At 68.9% G+C, this 16481-nt stretch carries 13 protein-coding genes; 12 read left to right on the top strand and 1 reads right to left on the bottom strand.

The window, feature by feature from the left end; all coding sequences use genetic code 11:
* Positions 1 to 42 precede the first annotated feature (42 nt).
* The 3 genes from OG352_RS14910 to clpX all read left to right on the top strand — a co-directional run bounded on the left by OG352_RS14910 (position 43) and on the right by clpX (position 3121).
* Positions 43 to 648: an ATP-dependent Clp protease proteolytic subunit gene (locus OG352_RS14910; RefSeq protein WP_266409263.1), complete on the top strand. Its 606-nt coding sequence runs from the start codon at positions 43 to 45 to the stop codon at positions 646 to 648.
* Positions 649 to 968: 320 nt separating this feature from the next.
* Entirely contained in the window at positions 969 to 1649 is a 681-nt protein-coding gene (locus OG352_RS14905) for an ATP-dependent Clp protease proteolytic subunit (RefSeq protein WP_329217358.1), read from the top strand.
* A 182-nt stretch (positions 1650 to 1831) separates the two neighbouring features.
* On the top strand, positions 1832 to 3121 hold the full coding sequence (clpX, locus tag OG352_RS14900) for an ATP-dependent Clp protease ATP-binding subunit ClpX (RefSeq protein WP_329217356.1): 1290 nt from the start codon (positions 1832 to 1834) through the stop codon (positions 3119 to 3121).
* A 128-nt stretch (positions 3122 to 3249) separates the two neighbouring features.
* Here clpX and OG352_RS14895 read toward each other — a convergent pair whose 3' ends face one another.
* Entirely contained in the window at positions 3250 to 4272 is a 1023-nt protein-coding gene (locus OG352_RS14895; RefSeq protein ID WP_329217354.1) for a hypothetical protein, read from the bottom strand.
* Positions 4273 to 4408: 136 nt separating this feature from the next.
* Here OG352_RS14895 and OG352_RS14890 point away from each other — a divergent pair, with 136 nt between their 5' ends.
* From OG352_RS14890 to rodA, 9 genes are all read left to right on the top strand, one after another.
* Positions 4409 to 7033 carry a valine--tRNA ligase gene (locus OG352_RS14890; RefSeq protein ID WP_329217352.1) on the top strand — a complete coding sequence of 875 codons (2625 nt, stop codon included), beginning with the start codon at positions 4409 to 4411 and terminating at the stop codon, positions 7031 to 7033.
* 98 nt (positions 7034 to 7131) lie between these two features.
* The gene (gene folC, locus OG352_RS14885; RefSeq protein WP_329217351.1) at positions 7132 to 8616 is read left to right on the top strand and encodes a bifunctional tetrahydrofolate synthase/dihydrofolate synthase; all 1485 of its coding nucleotides are present in this window, start codon (positions 7132 to 7134) and stop codon (positions 8614 to 8616) included.
* A gap of 9 nt (positions 8617 to 8625) precedes the next feature.
* Positions 8626 to 8991 (top strand): DUF4233 domain-containing protein, encoded by a 366-nt coding sequence (locus OG352_RS14880; RefSeq protein ID WP_329217349.1) that lies wholly within the window; start codon positions 8626 to 8628, stop codon positions 8989 to 8991.
* A gap of 152 nt (positions 8992 to 9143) precedes the next feature.
* Positions 9144 to 9557: a nucleoside-diphosphate kinase gene (ndk, locus tag OG352_RS14875; RefSeq protein WP_329217348.1), complete on the top strand. Its 414-nt coding sequence runs from the start codon at positions 9144 to 9146 to the stop codon at positions 9555 to 9557.
* Positions 9558 to 9866: 309 nt separating this feature from the next.
* Entirely contained in the window at positions 9867 to 10886 is a 1020-nt protein-coding gene (locus OG352_RS14870; protein WP_054244925.1) for a rod shape-determining protein, read from the top strand.
* A gap of 252 nt (positions 10887 to 11138) precedes the next feature.
* Positions 11139 to 12077 carry a rod shape-determining protein MreC gene (gene mreC / locus OG352_RS14865; protein ID WP_329217346.1) on the top strand — a complete coding sequence of 313 codons (939 nt, stop codon included), beginning with the start codon at positions 11139 to 11141 and terminating at the stop codon, positions 12075 to 12077.
* Positions 12078 to 12092: 15 nt separating this feature from the next.
* On the top strand, positions 12093 to 12764 hold the full coding sequence (gene mreD, locus OG352_RS14860; protein ID WP_329217344.1) for a rod shape-determining protein MreD: 672 nt from the start codon (positions 12093 to 12095) through the stop codon (positions 12762 to 12764).
* Positions 12765 to 12928: 164 nt separating this feature from the next.
* A complete protein-coding gene (gene mrdA, locus OG352_RS14855; protein ID WP_329217342.1) occupies positions 12929 to 15178 on the top strand; it encodes a penicillin-binding protein 2 in 2250 nt (749 codons plus the stop codon).
* A complete protein-coding gene (rodA, locus tag OG352_RS14850) occupies positions 15175 to 16374 on the top strand; it encodes a rod shape-determining protein RodA (RefSeq protein ID WP_329217340.1) in 1200 nt (399 codons plus the stop codon). The genes mrdA and rodA overlap by 4 nt, the downstream gene beginning before the upstream one ends.
* Positions 16375 to 16481: the final 107 nt, after the last annotated feature.

The following is a 16481-nucleotide window of genomic DNA, read 5'->3' as shown; positions in this document are numbered from 1 at the left end:
GGCGCCGTCGTAAGACGAGCAGGTGGATACGTGACGAATCTGATGCCCTACGCCGCCGGCGAGCCTTCCATCGGTGGCCTCGGCGACCAGGTCTACAACCGGCTGCTCGGCGAGCGGATCATCTTCCTCGGCCAGGCGGTCGACGACGACATCGCCAACAAGATCACCGCACAGCTGCTGCTCCTTGCCGCCGATCCGGACAAGGACATCTTCCTGTACATCAACAGCCCCGGCGGCTCGATCACCGCCGGTATGGCGATCTACGACACGATGCAGTTCATCAAGAACGACGTGGTGACCATCGCCATGGGCCTCGCGGCCTCGATGGGGCAGTTCCTGCTCAGCGCGGGCACCCCGGGCAAGCGCTTCGCGCTGCCGAACGCCGAGATCCTGATCCACCAGCCCTCCGCGGGTCTGGCCGGCTCGGCCTCGGACATCAAGATCCACGCCGAGCGGCTGCTGCACACCAAGCGCCGCATGGCGGAACTCACCTCGCAGCACACCGGCCAGACGGTCGAGCAGGTCACCCGCGACTCGGACCGCGACCGCTGGTTCGACGCCTTCGAGGCCAAGGAGTACGGCCTCATCGACGACGTCATCCCGACCGCGGCCGGCATGCCGGGCGGCGGCGGTACCGGGGCGGCCTGAGGGCCGCTGACGGCAGCAGGGCCGCACAGGGAGCTCCCCGGAGCCCCGCCCCGCGAGCCCTCTTCCGAAGCCCGGAGCAGTCCGGAGTCCGGAATCCGAAAGTCCTGAGCCCAGGAGCCCGGCCCGACAGCCCCATGGGGCTCAAGGGATCAAGGCTCCGGGGCTCTGAGGCCCTCCGGGAGTTCCAGGAAGCCCCTCGGGGCCTCTCAGGGCCCCGGAGGACTCTCAGGCCCCCCGGGGCCACCCAGGGTCTCGGAAGCCGTCAGCGCCCCGTCCAGCCCCTCCAGCCCACCGCCCCAGCCCTCTCTCCAGGAGACACCGTGAACGACTTCCCCGGCAGCGGCCTCTTCGCCCGCACCGAGGCCGAATACACCGGCCCCCGCGCCGAATCCCGCTACGTCATCCCGCGCTTCGTCGAGCGCACCTCCCAGGGTGTGCGCGAGTACGACCCGTACGCGAAGCTCTTCGAGGAGCGCGTGATCTTCCTCGGCGTGCAGATCGACGACGCCTCCGCCAACGACGTCATGGCGCAGTTGCTGTGCCTGGAGTCGATGGACCCCGACCGCGACATCTCGGTCTACATCAACAGCCCCGGCGGCTCCTTCACCGCGCTGACGGCGATCTACGACACGATGCAGTTCGTGAAGCCCGACATTCAGACGGTCTGCATGGGCCAGGCGGCCTCCGCCGCCGCGATCCTGCTGGCGGCCGGTACGCCGGGCAAGCGCATGGCGCTGCCGAACGCGCGCGTGCTGATCCACCAGCCCTACAGCGAGACCGGCCGCGGTCAGGTCTCCGACCTGGAGATCGCCGCCAACGAGATCCTCCGGATGCGCGCGCAACTGGAAGACATGCTGGCCAAGCACTCCACCACGCCGATCGAGAAGATCCGCGAGGACATCGAGCGCGACAAGATCCTCACGGCCGAGGACGCGTTGGCGTACGGCCTGATCGACCAGATCATCTCCACCCGGAAGATGAACAACGGCTCTCTGCGTTGACCCACGGGTTCGTCCCGTTCGGGCCCTCCTCGGCACGGTGTGACACGGTCCACGTCACAGTGAACCGTGCCAAGGGGGACCCGAACGGGGGCCCAGGCAAGGTACCGTCGGAATAAGGCAGCACCAGGAGCCGCTGGATTCGAAAGCGTCCAGGCGTCTCCCAGGCGAAGGGGAAGCACACCGTGGCACGCATCGGTGACGGCGGCGATCTGCTCAAGTGCTCGTTCTGCGGCAAGAGCCAGAAGCAGGTCAAGAAGCTCATCGCAGGGCCCGGTGTGTACATCTGCGACGAGTGCATCGACCTCTGCAACGAGATCATCGAGGAAGAACTCGCGGAGACGAGCGAGGTCCGCTGGGAGGAACTCCCGAAGCCGCGCGAGATCTACGAGTTCCTCGAGGGCTACGTGGTGGGCCAGGAGCCCGCCAAGAAGGCCCTGTCGGTCGCGGTGTACAACCACTACAAGCGCGTCCAGGCCGGTGAGAACGGCGGCGGCCAAAGCCGCGAGGACGCCATCGAGTTGGCGAAGTCCAACATCCTCCTGCTCGGCCCCACGGGCTCGGGCAAGACGCTCCTCGCCCAGACCCTGGCGCGCATGCTGAACGTCCCGTTCGCCATCGCCGACGCCACGGCGCTGACCGAGGCGGGGTACGTCGGCGAGGACGTCGAGAACATCCTGCTGAAGCTGATCCAGGCCGCCGACTACGACGTCAAGAAGGCCGAGACCGGGATCATCTACATCGATGAGATCGACAAGGTCGCGAGGAAGAGCGAAAACCCCTCCATCACCCGCGACGTGTCGGGCGAGGGCGTCCAGCAGGCCCTGCTGAAGATCCTGGAAGGCACCACGGCCTCGGTCCCGCCGCAGGGCGGCCGCAAGCACCCGCACCAGGAGTTCATCCAGATCGACACGACGAACGTCCTGTTCATCGTGGGCGGCGCCTTCTCGGGCCTGGAGAAGATCATCGAGACCCGGGCCGGCGCCAAGGGCATCGGCTTCGGCGCGACGATCCGCTCCAAGCGCGAGCTGGAGTCCAAGGACCAGTTCGAGGCCGTCATGCCCGAGGACCTGGTCAAGTTCGGCATGATCCCGGAGTTCATCGGCCGTCTGCCGGTCCTCACCTCGGTCCACAACCTGGACCGCGAGGCGCTCCTGCAGATCCTGATCGAGCCGCGCAACGCGCTGGTGAAGCAGTACCAGCGGCTCTTCGAACTCGACGGCGTGGAGCTGGACTTCGAGCGCGAGGCCCTGGAGGCCATCGCCGACCAGGCGATCCTGCGACAGACCGGCGCCCGCGGCCTGCGCGCCATCATGGAGGAGGTCCTCCAGGCGGTCATGTACGAGGTCCCGTCCCGCAAGGACGTGGCCCGCGTGGTCATCACCGCGGACGTCGTCCTCTCCAACGTCAATCCGACCCTGATCCCGCGCGACGCGCGCGGCGGCCGCGGCCCGGGCGAGCAGAAGACGGCGTAAGCGCTTCAGCGACTGCGCAAGTATTTCGGCGAAACCGAAGGGGCCCCGGTCACAACTGACCGGGGCCCCTTCGGTGTTGAACGCCCGAGCACGCTCGGCCGGGTCACGTCATGTCACATCAGGTCCCGTCACGCCTTGACGCGGACCTCGTCGCGCAGCTTCGTGGTGAGGTCGATCGCCACGTCCTTGGTGACGCCCTTCGTGGTGTCACCCGGCGACACCATGGCGATGGTGCTGTAGTCGGCCCACGCGCAGAACCAGTCGGTCTTCTCCTGCTTGGTGAGCGAGTTGACGCCCTCGGCCGCCTGGCACTTCATGACCGCGCCGTCGAGTTCGACCGCCTCGGGCTCGCCGACCAGCTTGCTCTTCGAGGCGCTGCTGCTGCCGCTGCTGCCGGAGGAGCTTTCCGCGGACGACTTCTTGAAGTTGGCGAAGAACACGTCCAACGCCTTCTCAGGGTCGGCGATCGTGCCGTAGGCCCCGGCGTAGGTGATGCCCTTGGCCGTCGCGAGCGCGGCCGCGTCGGGGGCGGTGCTCGGGTCGTCGGGGTCGTACCCGGCCAGGTCCGCCGTCGTGTAGAAGCCGATCACGGACGTGCCGTTCTTGACGCCGCTCTTCTCCAGGTCCGCGGCCGAGTCGTCGCCGGCGCTCGCACCCTCCTTGGAGGCCCGCTTGTAGTCCGTGAGCACGGTCGCCGGGGTGTCCAGCTTGTGCGCGCCGTCGTCCTGCAGACCGCCCGCGCCGCCGCCCCCGCCGATCACGAAGTACGCGCCCACACCGATCGCCGCCACGACCGCCACCGCGCCGATGACGATCCCCGCCTTCTTGCCGCCGCCGCTCGGAGCCGGGGGCTGCGGGACACCGTAGGGGGCCTGGCCGTAGGGCGGCTGCTGACCGTACGGGGCCTGGCCGTACGGAGGGGTCGGCTGCTGACCGTACGGCGGCTGCTGGCCGTAGGGCGGGGTCTGCGGGGGGACGCCCTGCGGGGGCTGCTGCGGGTAGCCGTAGCCGGGCTGCGGGGCGGGAGGCTGCTGGGGGTAGCCGTAGCCGGGCTGGGGCGCCTGCGGCGGCTGGCCGTACGGGCCGGGCTGGCCGTACGGTCCGGGCTGCTGAGGCTGCCCGCCGTACGGGCCCGGCTGGTTGTGACTCATTTCTGGGTTCCCCTCCAGATGCTTATGGGATTTTCACATCCTGGCTCAAAGCCAACACCTGCACGGCGGCGGGGGCCCCACCGTTACACGGCAAACACGTTTCGGGACGGCGCCGTGACACCCCTAAACTGGCCCCGTGACCGAGAACGCTCAGCAGCAGCCATCAGCGCCCCCCATCGAACTGCCGACCCAGTACGCGCCGGCCGACGTAGAGGGGCCGCTGTACGAGCGCTGGGTGGAGCGCGGTTACTTCGAGGCGGACGCGAAGAGCGAGAAGCCCCCGTACACGATCGTCATCCCGCCCCCGAACGTCACGGGCAGCCTGCACCTCGGGCACGCCTTCGAGCACACCCTCATCGACGCCCTCACCCGCCGCAAGCGCATGCAGGGTTACGAGACGCTGTGGCAGCCCGGCATGGACCACGCCGGCATCGCCACGCAGAACGTCGTCGAGCGTGAACTGGGCAAGGAGGGCAAGTCCCGCCACGACCTGGGCCGAGAGGCGTTCGTCGAGCGCGTCTGGCAGTGGAAGGGCGAGTCGGGCGGCCAGATCAGCGGCCAGATGCGCCGCCTGGGCGACGGCGTCGCGTGGTCGCGCGAACGCTTCACCATGGACGAGGGTCTTTCCCAGGCCGTCCAGACCATCTTCAAGCGGCTCTACGACGACGAGCTGATCTACCGCGCCGAGCGCATCATCAACTGGTGCCCGCGCTGCCTGACCGCGATCTCCGACATCGAGGTCGAGTACCAGGACGACGACGGTGAGCTCGTCTCCATGAAGTACGGCGAGGGGGACGACACCATCGTCGTCGCCACCACGCGCGCGGAGACGATGCTCGGCGACACGGCCGTCGCCGTCCACCCCGACGACGAGCGCTACAAGCACCTGGTCGGCAAGGAGATTCGCCTCCCGCTGACCGAGCGCTCCATTCCGGTCGTCGCCGACACGCACGTCGACCCGGAGTTCGGCACCGGCGCAGTCAAGGTGACCCCGGCGCACGACCCGAACGACTTCGAGATCGGCCAGCGCCACAACCTGCCGTCCCTCACGATCATGGACGAGCACGCCGTCATCACCGCCCACGGTCCCTTCCAGGGCCTGGACCGGCTGGAGGCCCGCTCCGCCATCGTCGCCGCCCTGCGCGCCGAGGGCCGGATCGTCGCCGAGAAGCGGCCGTACGTCCACTCCGTCGGCCACTGCTCGCGCTGCAAGACCACCATCGAGCCGCGCTTGTCCATGCAGTGGTGGGTCAAGGTCGGCCCGCTGGCGAAGGCGGCCGGTGACGCCGTCCGCGACGGTCGCGTCAAGATCCATCCGCAGGAGATGGAGAAGCGGTACTTCGACTGGGTCGACAACCTCCACGACTGGTGCATCTCACGGCAGTTGTGGTGGGGCCACCGGATCCCGGTCTGGTACGGGCCGAACGGCGAGGTCGTCTGCGTCGGACCCGACGACGAGGCGCCGACCGGCGAGGGCTGGCGTCAGGACACCGACGTCCTCGACACCTGGTTCTCCTCCGGTCTGTGGCCCTTCTCGACGCTTGGCTGGCCCGAACAGACCGAGTCGCTCGCGAAGTTCTACCCGAACTCCGTCCTGGTCACCGGCTACGACATTCTCTTCTTCTGGGTCGCCCGGATGATGATGTTCGGTCTGTACGCGATGGACGGCACCCCGCCGTTCCACACCATCGCCCTGCACGGCATGGTTCGCGACCAGTTCGGCAAGAAGATGTCGAAGTCCTTCGGCAACGCGGTCAACCCGCTGGACTGGATGGACAAGTACGGCTCCGACGCCCTCCGGTTCACGCTCGCCCGTGGTGCCAACCCCGGTGTCGACGTCCCGATCGGCGAGGACTGGGTCCAGGGTTCCCGTAACTTCGCCAACAAGATCTGGAACGCGACGCGCTTCGCGCTGATGAACGGCGCGACGGTCGACGGCCCGCTGCCGGACGCCTCGAAGATGTCGGCGACGGACCGCTGGATCCTTTCCCGCCTCAACTCGGTCGTCGCCGAAGTCGACGCGTTCTACGAGGACTACCAGTTCGCGAAGCTCTCCGACGCGCTGTTCCACTTCGCCTGGGACGAGGTCTTCGACTGGTACGTCGAGCTGTCCAAGACGACGTTCCAGGCGGGCGGTGATCCGGCCGAGGTCTCCAAGCGCGTCCTGGGCGAGGTCCTCGACGTCACCTTGAGGCTGCTGCACCCGGTTGTCCCCTTCGTCACGGAGACCCTCTGGACGACGCTGACCGGCGGCGAGTCGGTCGTCATCGCCGAGTGGCCGGCCGACTCGGGCTTCCGGGACCCGGCCGCCCAGCGGGAGATCGAGAGCCTCCAGTCGGTCATCACCGAGGTCCGCCGGTTCCGCGCCGACCAGGGTCTCCAGCCCGGCCAGCGCGTCCCGGCCCGCCTGGACCTCGACGGCACCGCGCTCGCCCCGCACGAGGCCGCCATCCGCCAGCTCCTGCGCCTCCAGCCGGAGGGCGACGCCTTCTCCGCGACGGCGACCCTGCCCGTTTCCGGCGCCACGGTCGCGCTGGACCTGTCCGGCACGATCGACGTGGTCGCGGAACGCAAGCGCCTGGCCAAGGACCTGGCCGCCGCCGAGAAGGAGAAGGCCCAGGCCAACGCCAAGCTCGGCAACGAGGCGTTCCTGTCGAAGGCCCCGGACAACGTCGTCGAAAAGATCCGCACCCGTCTCACCAAGGCGGACGAGGACATCACCCGCATCCAGACCCAACTGGACCGCCTCCCGCAGGCGTAAGCGGCCGGTTGTACGTCGACGAAGGCCCCCGGACCAGTACTGCCAGTACGGTTCCGGGGGCCTTCGCCTACGTCAGTGGTCGTCCGTAGACTGGCCCCGTGAGTGAAAGCGACCCCTTCGACGAGATCGTCGCCGCCGAGACCGACCGCGACCCCGACCTCGCGGTCATCGAGGCCGGCAGCCGCACCCTCCGCACCCAGGGCGGCGCGCCGCAGGGCGACGTCCCCGGGCGCCCCGAGGACCCCGAGGTCGACAAGGCCCTGCGCGAGGTCGAGGCGGAGCTCGCCACCCGCTGGGGCGAGACCAAGCTGGAGCCCTCCGTCACCCGCATCGCCGCGCTGATGGACCTGCTCGGGGACCCGCAGCGCTCGTACCCCTCGATCCACATCACCGGGACGAACGGCAAGACGTCCACCGCCCGCATGATCGAGGCGCTGCTCGGCGCCTTCGAGCTGCGCACCGGCCGGTACACCTCCCCGCACGTCCAGTCGATCACCGAGCGGATCAGCCTCGACGGCGCGCCCGTCTCCGCCGAGCGCTTCATCGAGACGTACCAGGACATCAAGCCGTACGTCGAGATGGTCGACGGTATGCAGGAGTACCGGCTGTCCTTCTTCGAGGTGCTCACCGGCATGGCGTACGCCGCCTTCGCGGACGCGCCCGCCGACGTCGCCGTCGTGGAAGTGGGCATGGGCGGGGTCTGGGACGCCACCAACGTCATCGACGGTGACGTCGCCGTCGTCACGCCCATCGACCTGGACCACACCGACCGGCTCGGGGAGACGCCCGCCGCGATCGCCGCCGAGAAGGGCGGGATCATCAAGCAGGACGCGACGGTCATCCTGGCCCAGCAGCCCGTCGACGCGGCGCAGGTGCTGCTGAAGAAGGCCGTCGAGGTCGACGCGACCGTGGCCCGCGAAGGGCTCGAGTTCGGGATCGTCGCCCGGCAGGTCGCCGTCGGCGGGCAGGTGCTCACCCTGCGCGGGCTGGGCGGCGAGTACCCCGAGGTGTACCTGCCGCTGCACGGCCCCTACCAGGCGCACAACGCGGCCGTCGCGCTCGCCGCCGTCGAGGCGTTCTTCGGCGTCGGCTCCCAGCGGCCCGAGCCGCTCGACATCGGCACGGTCCGCAAGGCCTTCGCGGCCGTCACCTCGCCGGGCCGCCTGGAGGTCGTACGACGCTCCCCGACCGTCGTCCTCGACGCCGCGCACAACCCGGCCGGTGCCCGCGCCACCGCCGAAGCGGTCGGCGAGGCCTTCGACTTCAGCCGGCTGATCGGCGTGGTCGGGGCCAGCGGCGAGAAGGACGTACGGGGGCTCCTGGAGGCCTTCGAGCCGATCTTCGCGGAGATCGTCGTCACCCAGAACTCCACCCACCGCGCGATGGACGCCGACGAGCTGGCCGCGATCGCCGTCGAGGTGTTCGGCGACGACCGCGTCCAGGTCGAGCCGCGGCTGCCCGACGCCCTGGAGGCGGCGATCACGCTCGCCGAGGAGGACGGCGAGTTCACCGGCGGCGGCGTACTGGTCACCGGTTCCGTCATCACCGTCGGCGAGGCCCGACTGCTCCTCGGGAAGGGCTGAGGTCTCGCCATGCGTACGCTCTGCTCCTCGACCCTGATCGGCGAGTTCTTCGTCATCGGCTTCGCCGGTCTGGTCGCCATGAAGGACGCCGACCTGTCCACGTCCACGGTGTGGACGGTCTGCGGCATCGCCATGCTCTTCAGCCTGCTGCTGTGCGGCGTGGTCACCCGGCCCGGGGGTGTCGCCCTCGGCTGGGCGCTGCAGATCGCCCTCGTCGCGTCCGGCTTCTTCGTCCCGGTCATGTTCTTCATGGGGGTGCTCTTCGGGGCCCTGTGGTGGGCGTCCGTGCACTTCGGCAGAAAGGTCGACGAGGCCAAGGCACGCTTCGCCGCGCAGGCCGACGCGGCCTCTCCGGATACCGCTGACGCTGCGTAACAGGCGCCCGGACACGCCCTGTAACCTCATCCCACCGCACACACCGGCAGCCGAACCGGTAGTAGTACCGGTAAGAGCTGCCGTAGTAGAACCGCAGCAGCAGAACTCGCAGCAGAAGCCGCAGCAGAAGCCGCAGTAGAAGGAGTCACCTCGTGAGCCAGCGCACCCTCGTCCTGCTCAAGCCCGACGCCGTCCGTCGTGGCCTGACCGGCGAGATCATCAGCCGTATCGAGCGCAAGGCCGGCTGGCAGATCACCGCGCTGGAGCTGCGCACGCTGGACCAGGACACGCTGGAGCAGCACTACGGCGAGCACAAGGGCAAGCCCTTCTACGAGCCGCTGGTCGAGTTCATGGCGTCCGGTCCGGTCGTCGCGCTGATCGTCGAGGGCGAGCGGGTCATCGAGGGCGTGCGCGCGCTCGCCGGTCCGACCGACCCGATCGCGGCCGGCCCCGGCTCGATCCGCGGTGACTACGGCGTGATCGTCCGCGAGAACCTGATCCACGCCTCCGACTCCGAGGAGTCCGCCGAGCGCGAGGTGAAGATCTTCTTCCCCGGTCGCGTCTGAGGCCGCGTCTGAGGTCGCGTCCGAAGTCCCGTCCGAGACCGGCGGCGGCCCGACGACGGCCGGCGACGGCCGACGCGATCGGCGCGGTCGAAAGCGGCTGAAGCGGGCGATCGAGGGAACGTGTGCCCCCGAACGCCCGTCTCCAGAAGCGAACCCACACAGCATCTGCAAACAATGGCGGAGACCGCTCCGCAGTGTTCGTGCAGGCGCGTTTACGATGGAAGCCTTCACGTCACAGCACCCACCACGCCGACCTGAAAAGCCCTCAAAAGCCCATGGAAGGCCAGTCGAATCCTGATGGGGAACTCAATGTCGTTCATCGGCCGTGACATGGCTGTCGACCTCGGGACCGCCAACACGCTGGTGTACGTCAGGGGTCGCGGGATCGTACTCAACGAGCCGTCCGTCGTCGCGATCAACACCAACACCGGTGGCATCCTCGCGGTCGGCGCCGAAGCGAAGAAGATGATCGGGCGCACGCCCGGCAACATCGTTGCCGTGCGCCCGCTGAAGGACGGCGTGATCGCCGACTTCGAGATCACCGAGCGGATGCTGCGCTACTTCATCCTGAAGATCCACAAGCGCCGGTATCTGGCTCGGCCGCGGGTCGTCGTCTGTGTGCCCTCGGGCATCACGGGCGTCGAGCGCCGCGCCGTCATCGAGGCGTCGACCCAGGCCGGCGCCCGTCAGGTGCACATCATCGAGGAGCCCATGGCCGCGGCCATCGGCTCCGGCCTGCCGGTCCACGAGGCCACGGGCAACATGGTGGTGGACATCGGCGGCGGCACCACGGAGGTCGCGGTCATCTCGCTCGGCGGCATCGTCACCGCCCAGTCGATCCGTGTCGCGGGTGACGAGCTGGACAGCTCGATCATCCAGCACATCAAGAAGGAGTACTCGCTCCTTCTCGGTGAGCGGACGGCCGAGCAGATCAAGATCACGATCGGTTCCGCGTACGACCTCGACGACGACCAGCACACCGAGATCCGTGGCCGCGATCTCGTCTCCGGACTGCCCAAGACCGTCGTCATCTCGGCCGCCGAGGTGCGCAAGGCGATCGAGGAGCCGGTCAACGCGATCGTCGACGCCGTGAAGACCACCCTCGACAAGTGTCCGCCGGAGCTGTCCGGCGACATCATGGACCGCGGAATCGTTCTGACCGGCGGCGGAGCCCTGCTGCGCGGTCTGGACGAGCGGCTGCGCCGGGAGACCGGCATGCCCATCCACATCGCCGAGGACCCGCTGGACAGCGTGGCGCTCGGCTCCGGCAAGTGCGTCGAGGAGTTCGAGGCGCTCCAGCAGGTGCTGGACGCCGCGCCCCGCAGATGACGTGACGCTTCGATTCCGCCGTACGGGATGATCTCCTCTCGTGCGGCGGATCGTTGATATCTCGGCATAAGCTCCCACAAAGCGCCCTTGGTCATCCTGGCCCGGGGCTACCGGAATTCCCGATCCCGATCCGATCTCGATCCCATCCCACTTCCCGATCCAGGTTCCGATCCCACTTCCCGATCGCGGTTCCTGAACCTGTTTCTGATTCCTGTTCATGTTTTCTCTCGAGGAAGGGCACGGCCGCCGCACGTGAGGGACACACGAGAGAGCCGGCTGCTCCTGGTGCTGCTGATCGCCGTCGCGTTCGCGCTGATCACGGTGGACATCCGCGGTGGGGAGGACTCCCCGGTCGACGGCGCCCGGCAGGCCGCGGCCGCGGCCTTCGGTCCGATCGAGGACGGTGTGGCGTCGGCGGTGGACCCCGTCGGCAACGCCGTCTCCGCCGTCCGCGACTCCGGTGAACGCCATGACCGGCTCGCCGGGCTGGAGAAGGAGAACGCGGCCCTCAAGGCGAAACTCGGCAGCGACGACCGCAACCGCAGCCGCCTCGCGCAGCTCGACAAGATTCTGAAGATCGCCGGCGCGGGCCAGTACGGCATCAAGGGCGCGGAGGTCATCGCGATAGGAGCGGCCCAGGGCTTCTCCTGGACCATCACCATCGACGTCGGCGCGAACGACGGCGTCCGCCGCGACATGACGGTCCTGAACGGGGACGGGCTGGTCGGCCGGGTCACCACCGTCGGGCCCGACACGGCGACCGTGCTCCTGGCCAGCGACCCCGACTTCACCGTCGGCACCCGCATGGAGGCGTCCGACGAGCTCGGCTTCGCCTCCGGGCAGGGCGACCTGCCGCTGCGCGTCGAACTCCTCAACGGTAAGGCCGACGTGAAGAAGGGCGACCGGCTGGTCACCTTCGGCTCGCAGGCCGACAAGCCCTTCGTGCCGGGTGTGCCGGTCGGCGTGGTCTCCCGCGTCGACCCCTCCGGCGGCGACCTCACCCGCACCCTCTACGTCACGCCGTACGTCAGCTTCACCAAGCTCGACATCGTCGGCGTCGTCGTCCAGGCCCCGACGAAGGATCCGCGCGACACCGTGCTCCCCTCGAAGCCCAAACCGGTCCCCACGCCGACGGTGACCGTCACGGTCACGCCGAACGCGAACGCACCCGTAGACGGCCAGCAGCAGTAGGAGCTGACAACCCCCATGCGCGTCAACCGGATCCTGCTCTCCGTCCCGCTGATCGTGGTCGCCCTGGTCGTCCAGGTGAGCGTCCTCGCCCGCCTCCACCTCCCCGGCGCCGTCCCCGACCTCCTCCTGCTCACCGTCCTCGGCCTCGCCATGATCTACGGCCATGTCGGCGGCGCCCTCATCGGCTTCGGCGCCGGTCTGCTGGCCGACCTCGCCCCGCCCGCCGACCACGCCGCCGGGCGCTACGCCCTCGTGCTGTGCGTGATCGGCTACCTCGCCGGGCTCGTCAAGCCCGAGAGCGGGCAGATCAAGTCGGCCACCGGTCCGATGGTCGTGGTCGTCGGCGCGGCGCTCGGCTCCACCCTGCTGTACGCGGGCGTGGGCGCCCTCGTCGGCGACACCGCCGCCCGTCATGTCGGCCTCACCGGGCTGCTGTTCACGGCCGCTCTGTACGACCTGCTGCTCGCCCCGTTCGTGGTGCCCGCGGTCATGTTCCTGGCGCGGCGCGCCGACAACGACCCGCTCGCGGAGACCAACTCCGCCGGGAAGGGCACCGACATCTCCTCCGGCTGGCTCTCCTCCGGGACGGGCCTGCGGATCGGCGGCCAGCGCGGCGGCCTGAAACTGAAGGCGGCCAAGTCACGGGCGACCCGGGCGGGCCGCATCAAGGGGGTCAAGCGGCTGTGAAGGCGGGCAGGTTCGCTCGAGGGTTCGCTCGAAGGTTCACTCGAACGGGGAAGTTCCGGCGGAACGCGGGCTCACAGGCCGGACGTTCATCATTCGTACGCAGCCACAGCCGCACGCACAGCCGCGCACACACGTCCGCTCACTGAGAGGGGGAGGCAGCCGCAGTGACCAATATTCCCGAGACCGGCCGGACACCACGGGTTCAGATCCGGCTCGTCGTGATCCAGATCCTCGTCCTCTCCCTGCTGGGCACCCTCGGCGGCCGCCTGTGGTACCTGCAGATCAGGGAGGGCGCGGCGTACGCCAAGGAGGCCTCCGGCAACCACGTCCAACAGGTCGTCGAGCCCGCCGTGCGCGGCTCGATCCTGGACGCGCGCGGAGTGCCCCTCGCCGACAACGAGACACGGCTCGTGGTCTCCGCCTCCCGCACCGACCTGCTGAAGCAGCCGGACGACGGCAAGGCGGTCCTGGCCAAGCTCGCGGGCGTCCTCGGCATGAAGCCCGAGGAGGTCGCGCTGAAGGTGCGCCTGTGCGACGCGCAGACCCCGCAGCCCTGTTGGAACGGCTCGCCGTACCAGCCGATCCCGATCACCGACGAGGCCACCGCCAAGCAGGCCCTGCAGATCCGCGAGCGCGCCGAGGACTTCCCCGGCATCACCGCCGAGCCCGAGGCCGTGCGCCGTTACGCGGCGCCGGGCAACGCCAACACCGCCCAGGTCCTCGGCTACCTCTCCCCGGTCACCGACGAGGAGATCACCAAGGCCCAGGACAGCGACTCGCCCTACCTGCGCTCCGACCAGGTCGGCCGCTCCGGTCTGGAGCGCCAGTACGACAAGGAGCTGCGCGGCAAGGCGGGCGTCACCCGGTACGAGGTCGACAACCTCGGCCGCGTCATCGGCCAGGCCGAGGCGGACGCGGCGCAGCCCGGCGCCAACCTGGTCACCAGCATCGACGCCCGCGTCCAGCGGGTCGCCGAGTACGAGCTGAACAACGCGATGAAGATCGCCCGCACCCAGTTCGACAAGATCACCGGCGAGAACTACAAGGCCGACTCCGGAGCGGTCGTGGTGATGGAGGCCAAGACCGGCCGGGTCGTCGCCATGGCGTCAGCCCCGGCCTACGACCCCAACGTCTGGGTCGGCGGCATCTCCGCCAAGGACTACAAGAAGCTCACCGGGAAGAACTCGGACTACCCGCTGCTCAACAGGGCCATACAGGGTCAGTCCGCGCCCGGTTCGACGTTCAAGGTGGTCTCCACGGCCGCCGCGGTCGAGGCCGGCTACGAGTGGGACGGCGGCTACCCGTGCACGAGCTCGTACTCGGTGGGCGGCCAGGTCTTCAAGAACTTCGAAGGGGAGAGCTTCGGCCCCATCTCCCTCGGGCGCGCTCTGGAGGTCTCCTGCGACACCGTCTTCTACGGTCTCGCGGACCGGGAGTGGAAGCGGGACGGCGGCATCAACCCGAAGAAGGGTGAGCCCAAGGACTACTTCTACAAGGCCGCGCACCAGTTCGGCCTCGGCAAGGAGACCGGCATCGACCTGCCGAACGAGGTCACCGGCCGCGTCCCGGACCGCCAGTGGAAGGAGTCCTACTGGAAGGCCAACAAGGACGCCTGGTGCAAGTACGGCAAGAAGGGCGGCACGTACGTCGAGATGATCGCGTACGAGAACTGCCTCGAGGGCAACAAGATGCGCGAGGGCGACTCGATCAACTACTCCATCGGCCAGGGCGACACCCTCGTCACCCCGATCCAGGAGGCCGTGATCTACGGGGCGCTCGCCAACGGCGGCACCATGTACACCCCGACCATCGGCAAGGCGATCGTCAGCGCCGACGGCAAGGCCGTCCAGGAGATCAAGCCCCACGTCCAGCGCAGGCTGCCGGTCGACCAGGCGACGATCAAGGGCATGGACGCCGCCCTGGAGGGCGTGGTCACCCGCGGTACGGCCGCGTGGAAGTTCGGCGGCTGGCCGCAGGACAAGATCCCGCTGCACGCCAAGACGGGTACCGCGGAGGTCTACGGCAAGCAGACGACGTCCTGGCTCGCCACGTACAGCAAGGACTACACGATCGTCATGACGATCGCCCAGGCCGGTACCGGTTCGGGCGCCTCCGGTGAGGCCGTGCGGCACATCTACAACGCGATGTACGGCGTCTCCGACGACGGCAAGATCGACAAGAAGAACGCCCTGCTGCCCACCCCGCAGACCAGCCTGCCGAAGGTGCAGGCGGACGGCACGATCAAGTCACCGAAGATCTCCAAGGACCCGGGGAAGGAGCAGCGCGTCGTCCAGGAGGGCGCGCCGAAGCCGGGCGAGACGCAGCCGGGGGCGACCGTCCAGCAGAACACGGACACCAACCGCGACACCCGCAGGCGACGGCGGAGGCGGGGAAGCCGGAGGATGTGCACATGACCGGCGTGAACAGCTTCTCCGTCTCCGGGTACGGGCCCGAGCGGGCCGGCTGGACGCGGGTCTTCGCCCGTGACTCGCTGGCCCGGCGGCTGGACTGGCCGATACTGCTGTGTGCGATCGCCCTGTCGCTGATCGGCTCGCTCCTGGTCTTCTCGGCGACCCGCAACCGCACCGAGATCAACCAGGGCGACCCGTACTACTTCCTCATCCGGCACCTCATGAACATGGGCATCGGGCTCGCCCTGATGATCGCCACGGTCTGGCTCGGCCACCGCACCCTGCGCAACGCGGTACCGGTGCTGTACGGCCTCTCGCTCATGGGGATCCTGGCGGTGCTGACGCCGCTGGGCTCGACGGTCAACGGCGCGCACTCCTGGATCGTGCTCGGCGGCGGCTTCTCGCTCCAGCCCTCGGAGTTCGTGAAGATCACGATCATCCTGGGCATGGCGATGCTGCTGGCGGCCCGGGTCGACGCGGGCGACAAGCTCTACCCCGACCAGCGCACGGTGATCCAGTCACTGGGTCTCGCGGCCGTCCCCATGCTGATCGTCATGCTGATGCCCGACCTCGGGTCGGTCATGGTGATGGTGATGATCGTGCTGGGTGTGCTGCTGGCCTCCGGCGCGTCCAACCGCTGGGTCTTCGGGCTGCTCGGCGCGGGCGCGGCCGGCGGGATCGCCGTCTGGCAACTGCACATCCTGGACGAGTACCAGATCGCCCGCTTCGCCGCCTTCGCCAACCCCAGCCTCGACCCGGCCGGCGTCGGCTACAACACCAACCAGGCACGCATCGCCATCGGCTCCGGCGGCCTCGCGGGAGCCGGGCTCTTTCACGGTTCGCAGACGACGGGGCAGTTCGTCCCCGAGCAGCAGACGGACTTCGTCTTCACCGTCGCGGGCGAGGAGCTGGGCTTCCTGGGCGCGGGCCTGATCATCGTCCTGCTCGGCGTGGTCCTGTGGCGCGCCTGCCGCATCGCCCGGGAGACGACCGAGCTGTACGGCACGATCGTCGCCGCCGGCATCGTGGCCTGGTTCGCCTTCCAGTCCTTCGAGAACATCGGGATGACGCTCGGCATCATGCCGGTGACGGGCCTGCCGCTGCCCTTCGTCTCGTACGGCGGCACGTCGATGTTCTCGGTGTGGGTGGCGGTCGGGCTGTTGCAGTCCATCCGGGTGCAGAGACCCATGTCGGCGTAAGGCCCGGGCAGGCCCGGCCGGGCCCCGGACACCTTGCGGTTTCCTGGAGTTCAGCCGTGATTCGGGTCCGGCGCGCACTGCCGTTCGGGCCCGAATGCGACTAAATT

The organism is Streptomyces sp. NBC_01485, from assembly GCF_036227125.1.
Taxonomy (GTDB): Bacteria; Actinomycetota; Actinomycetes; order Streptomycetales; family Streptomycetaceae; genus Streptomyces.
Note: the sequence above shows the minus strand (reverse complement) of the source record. Positions and strands in the feature narration are given on the sequence as shown.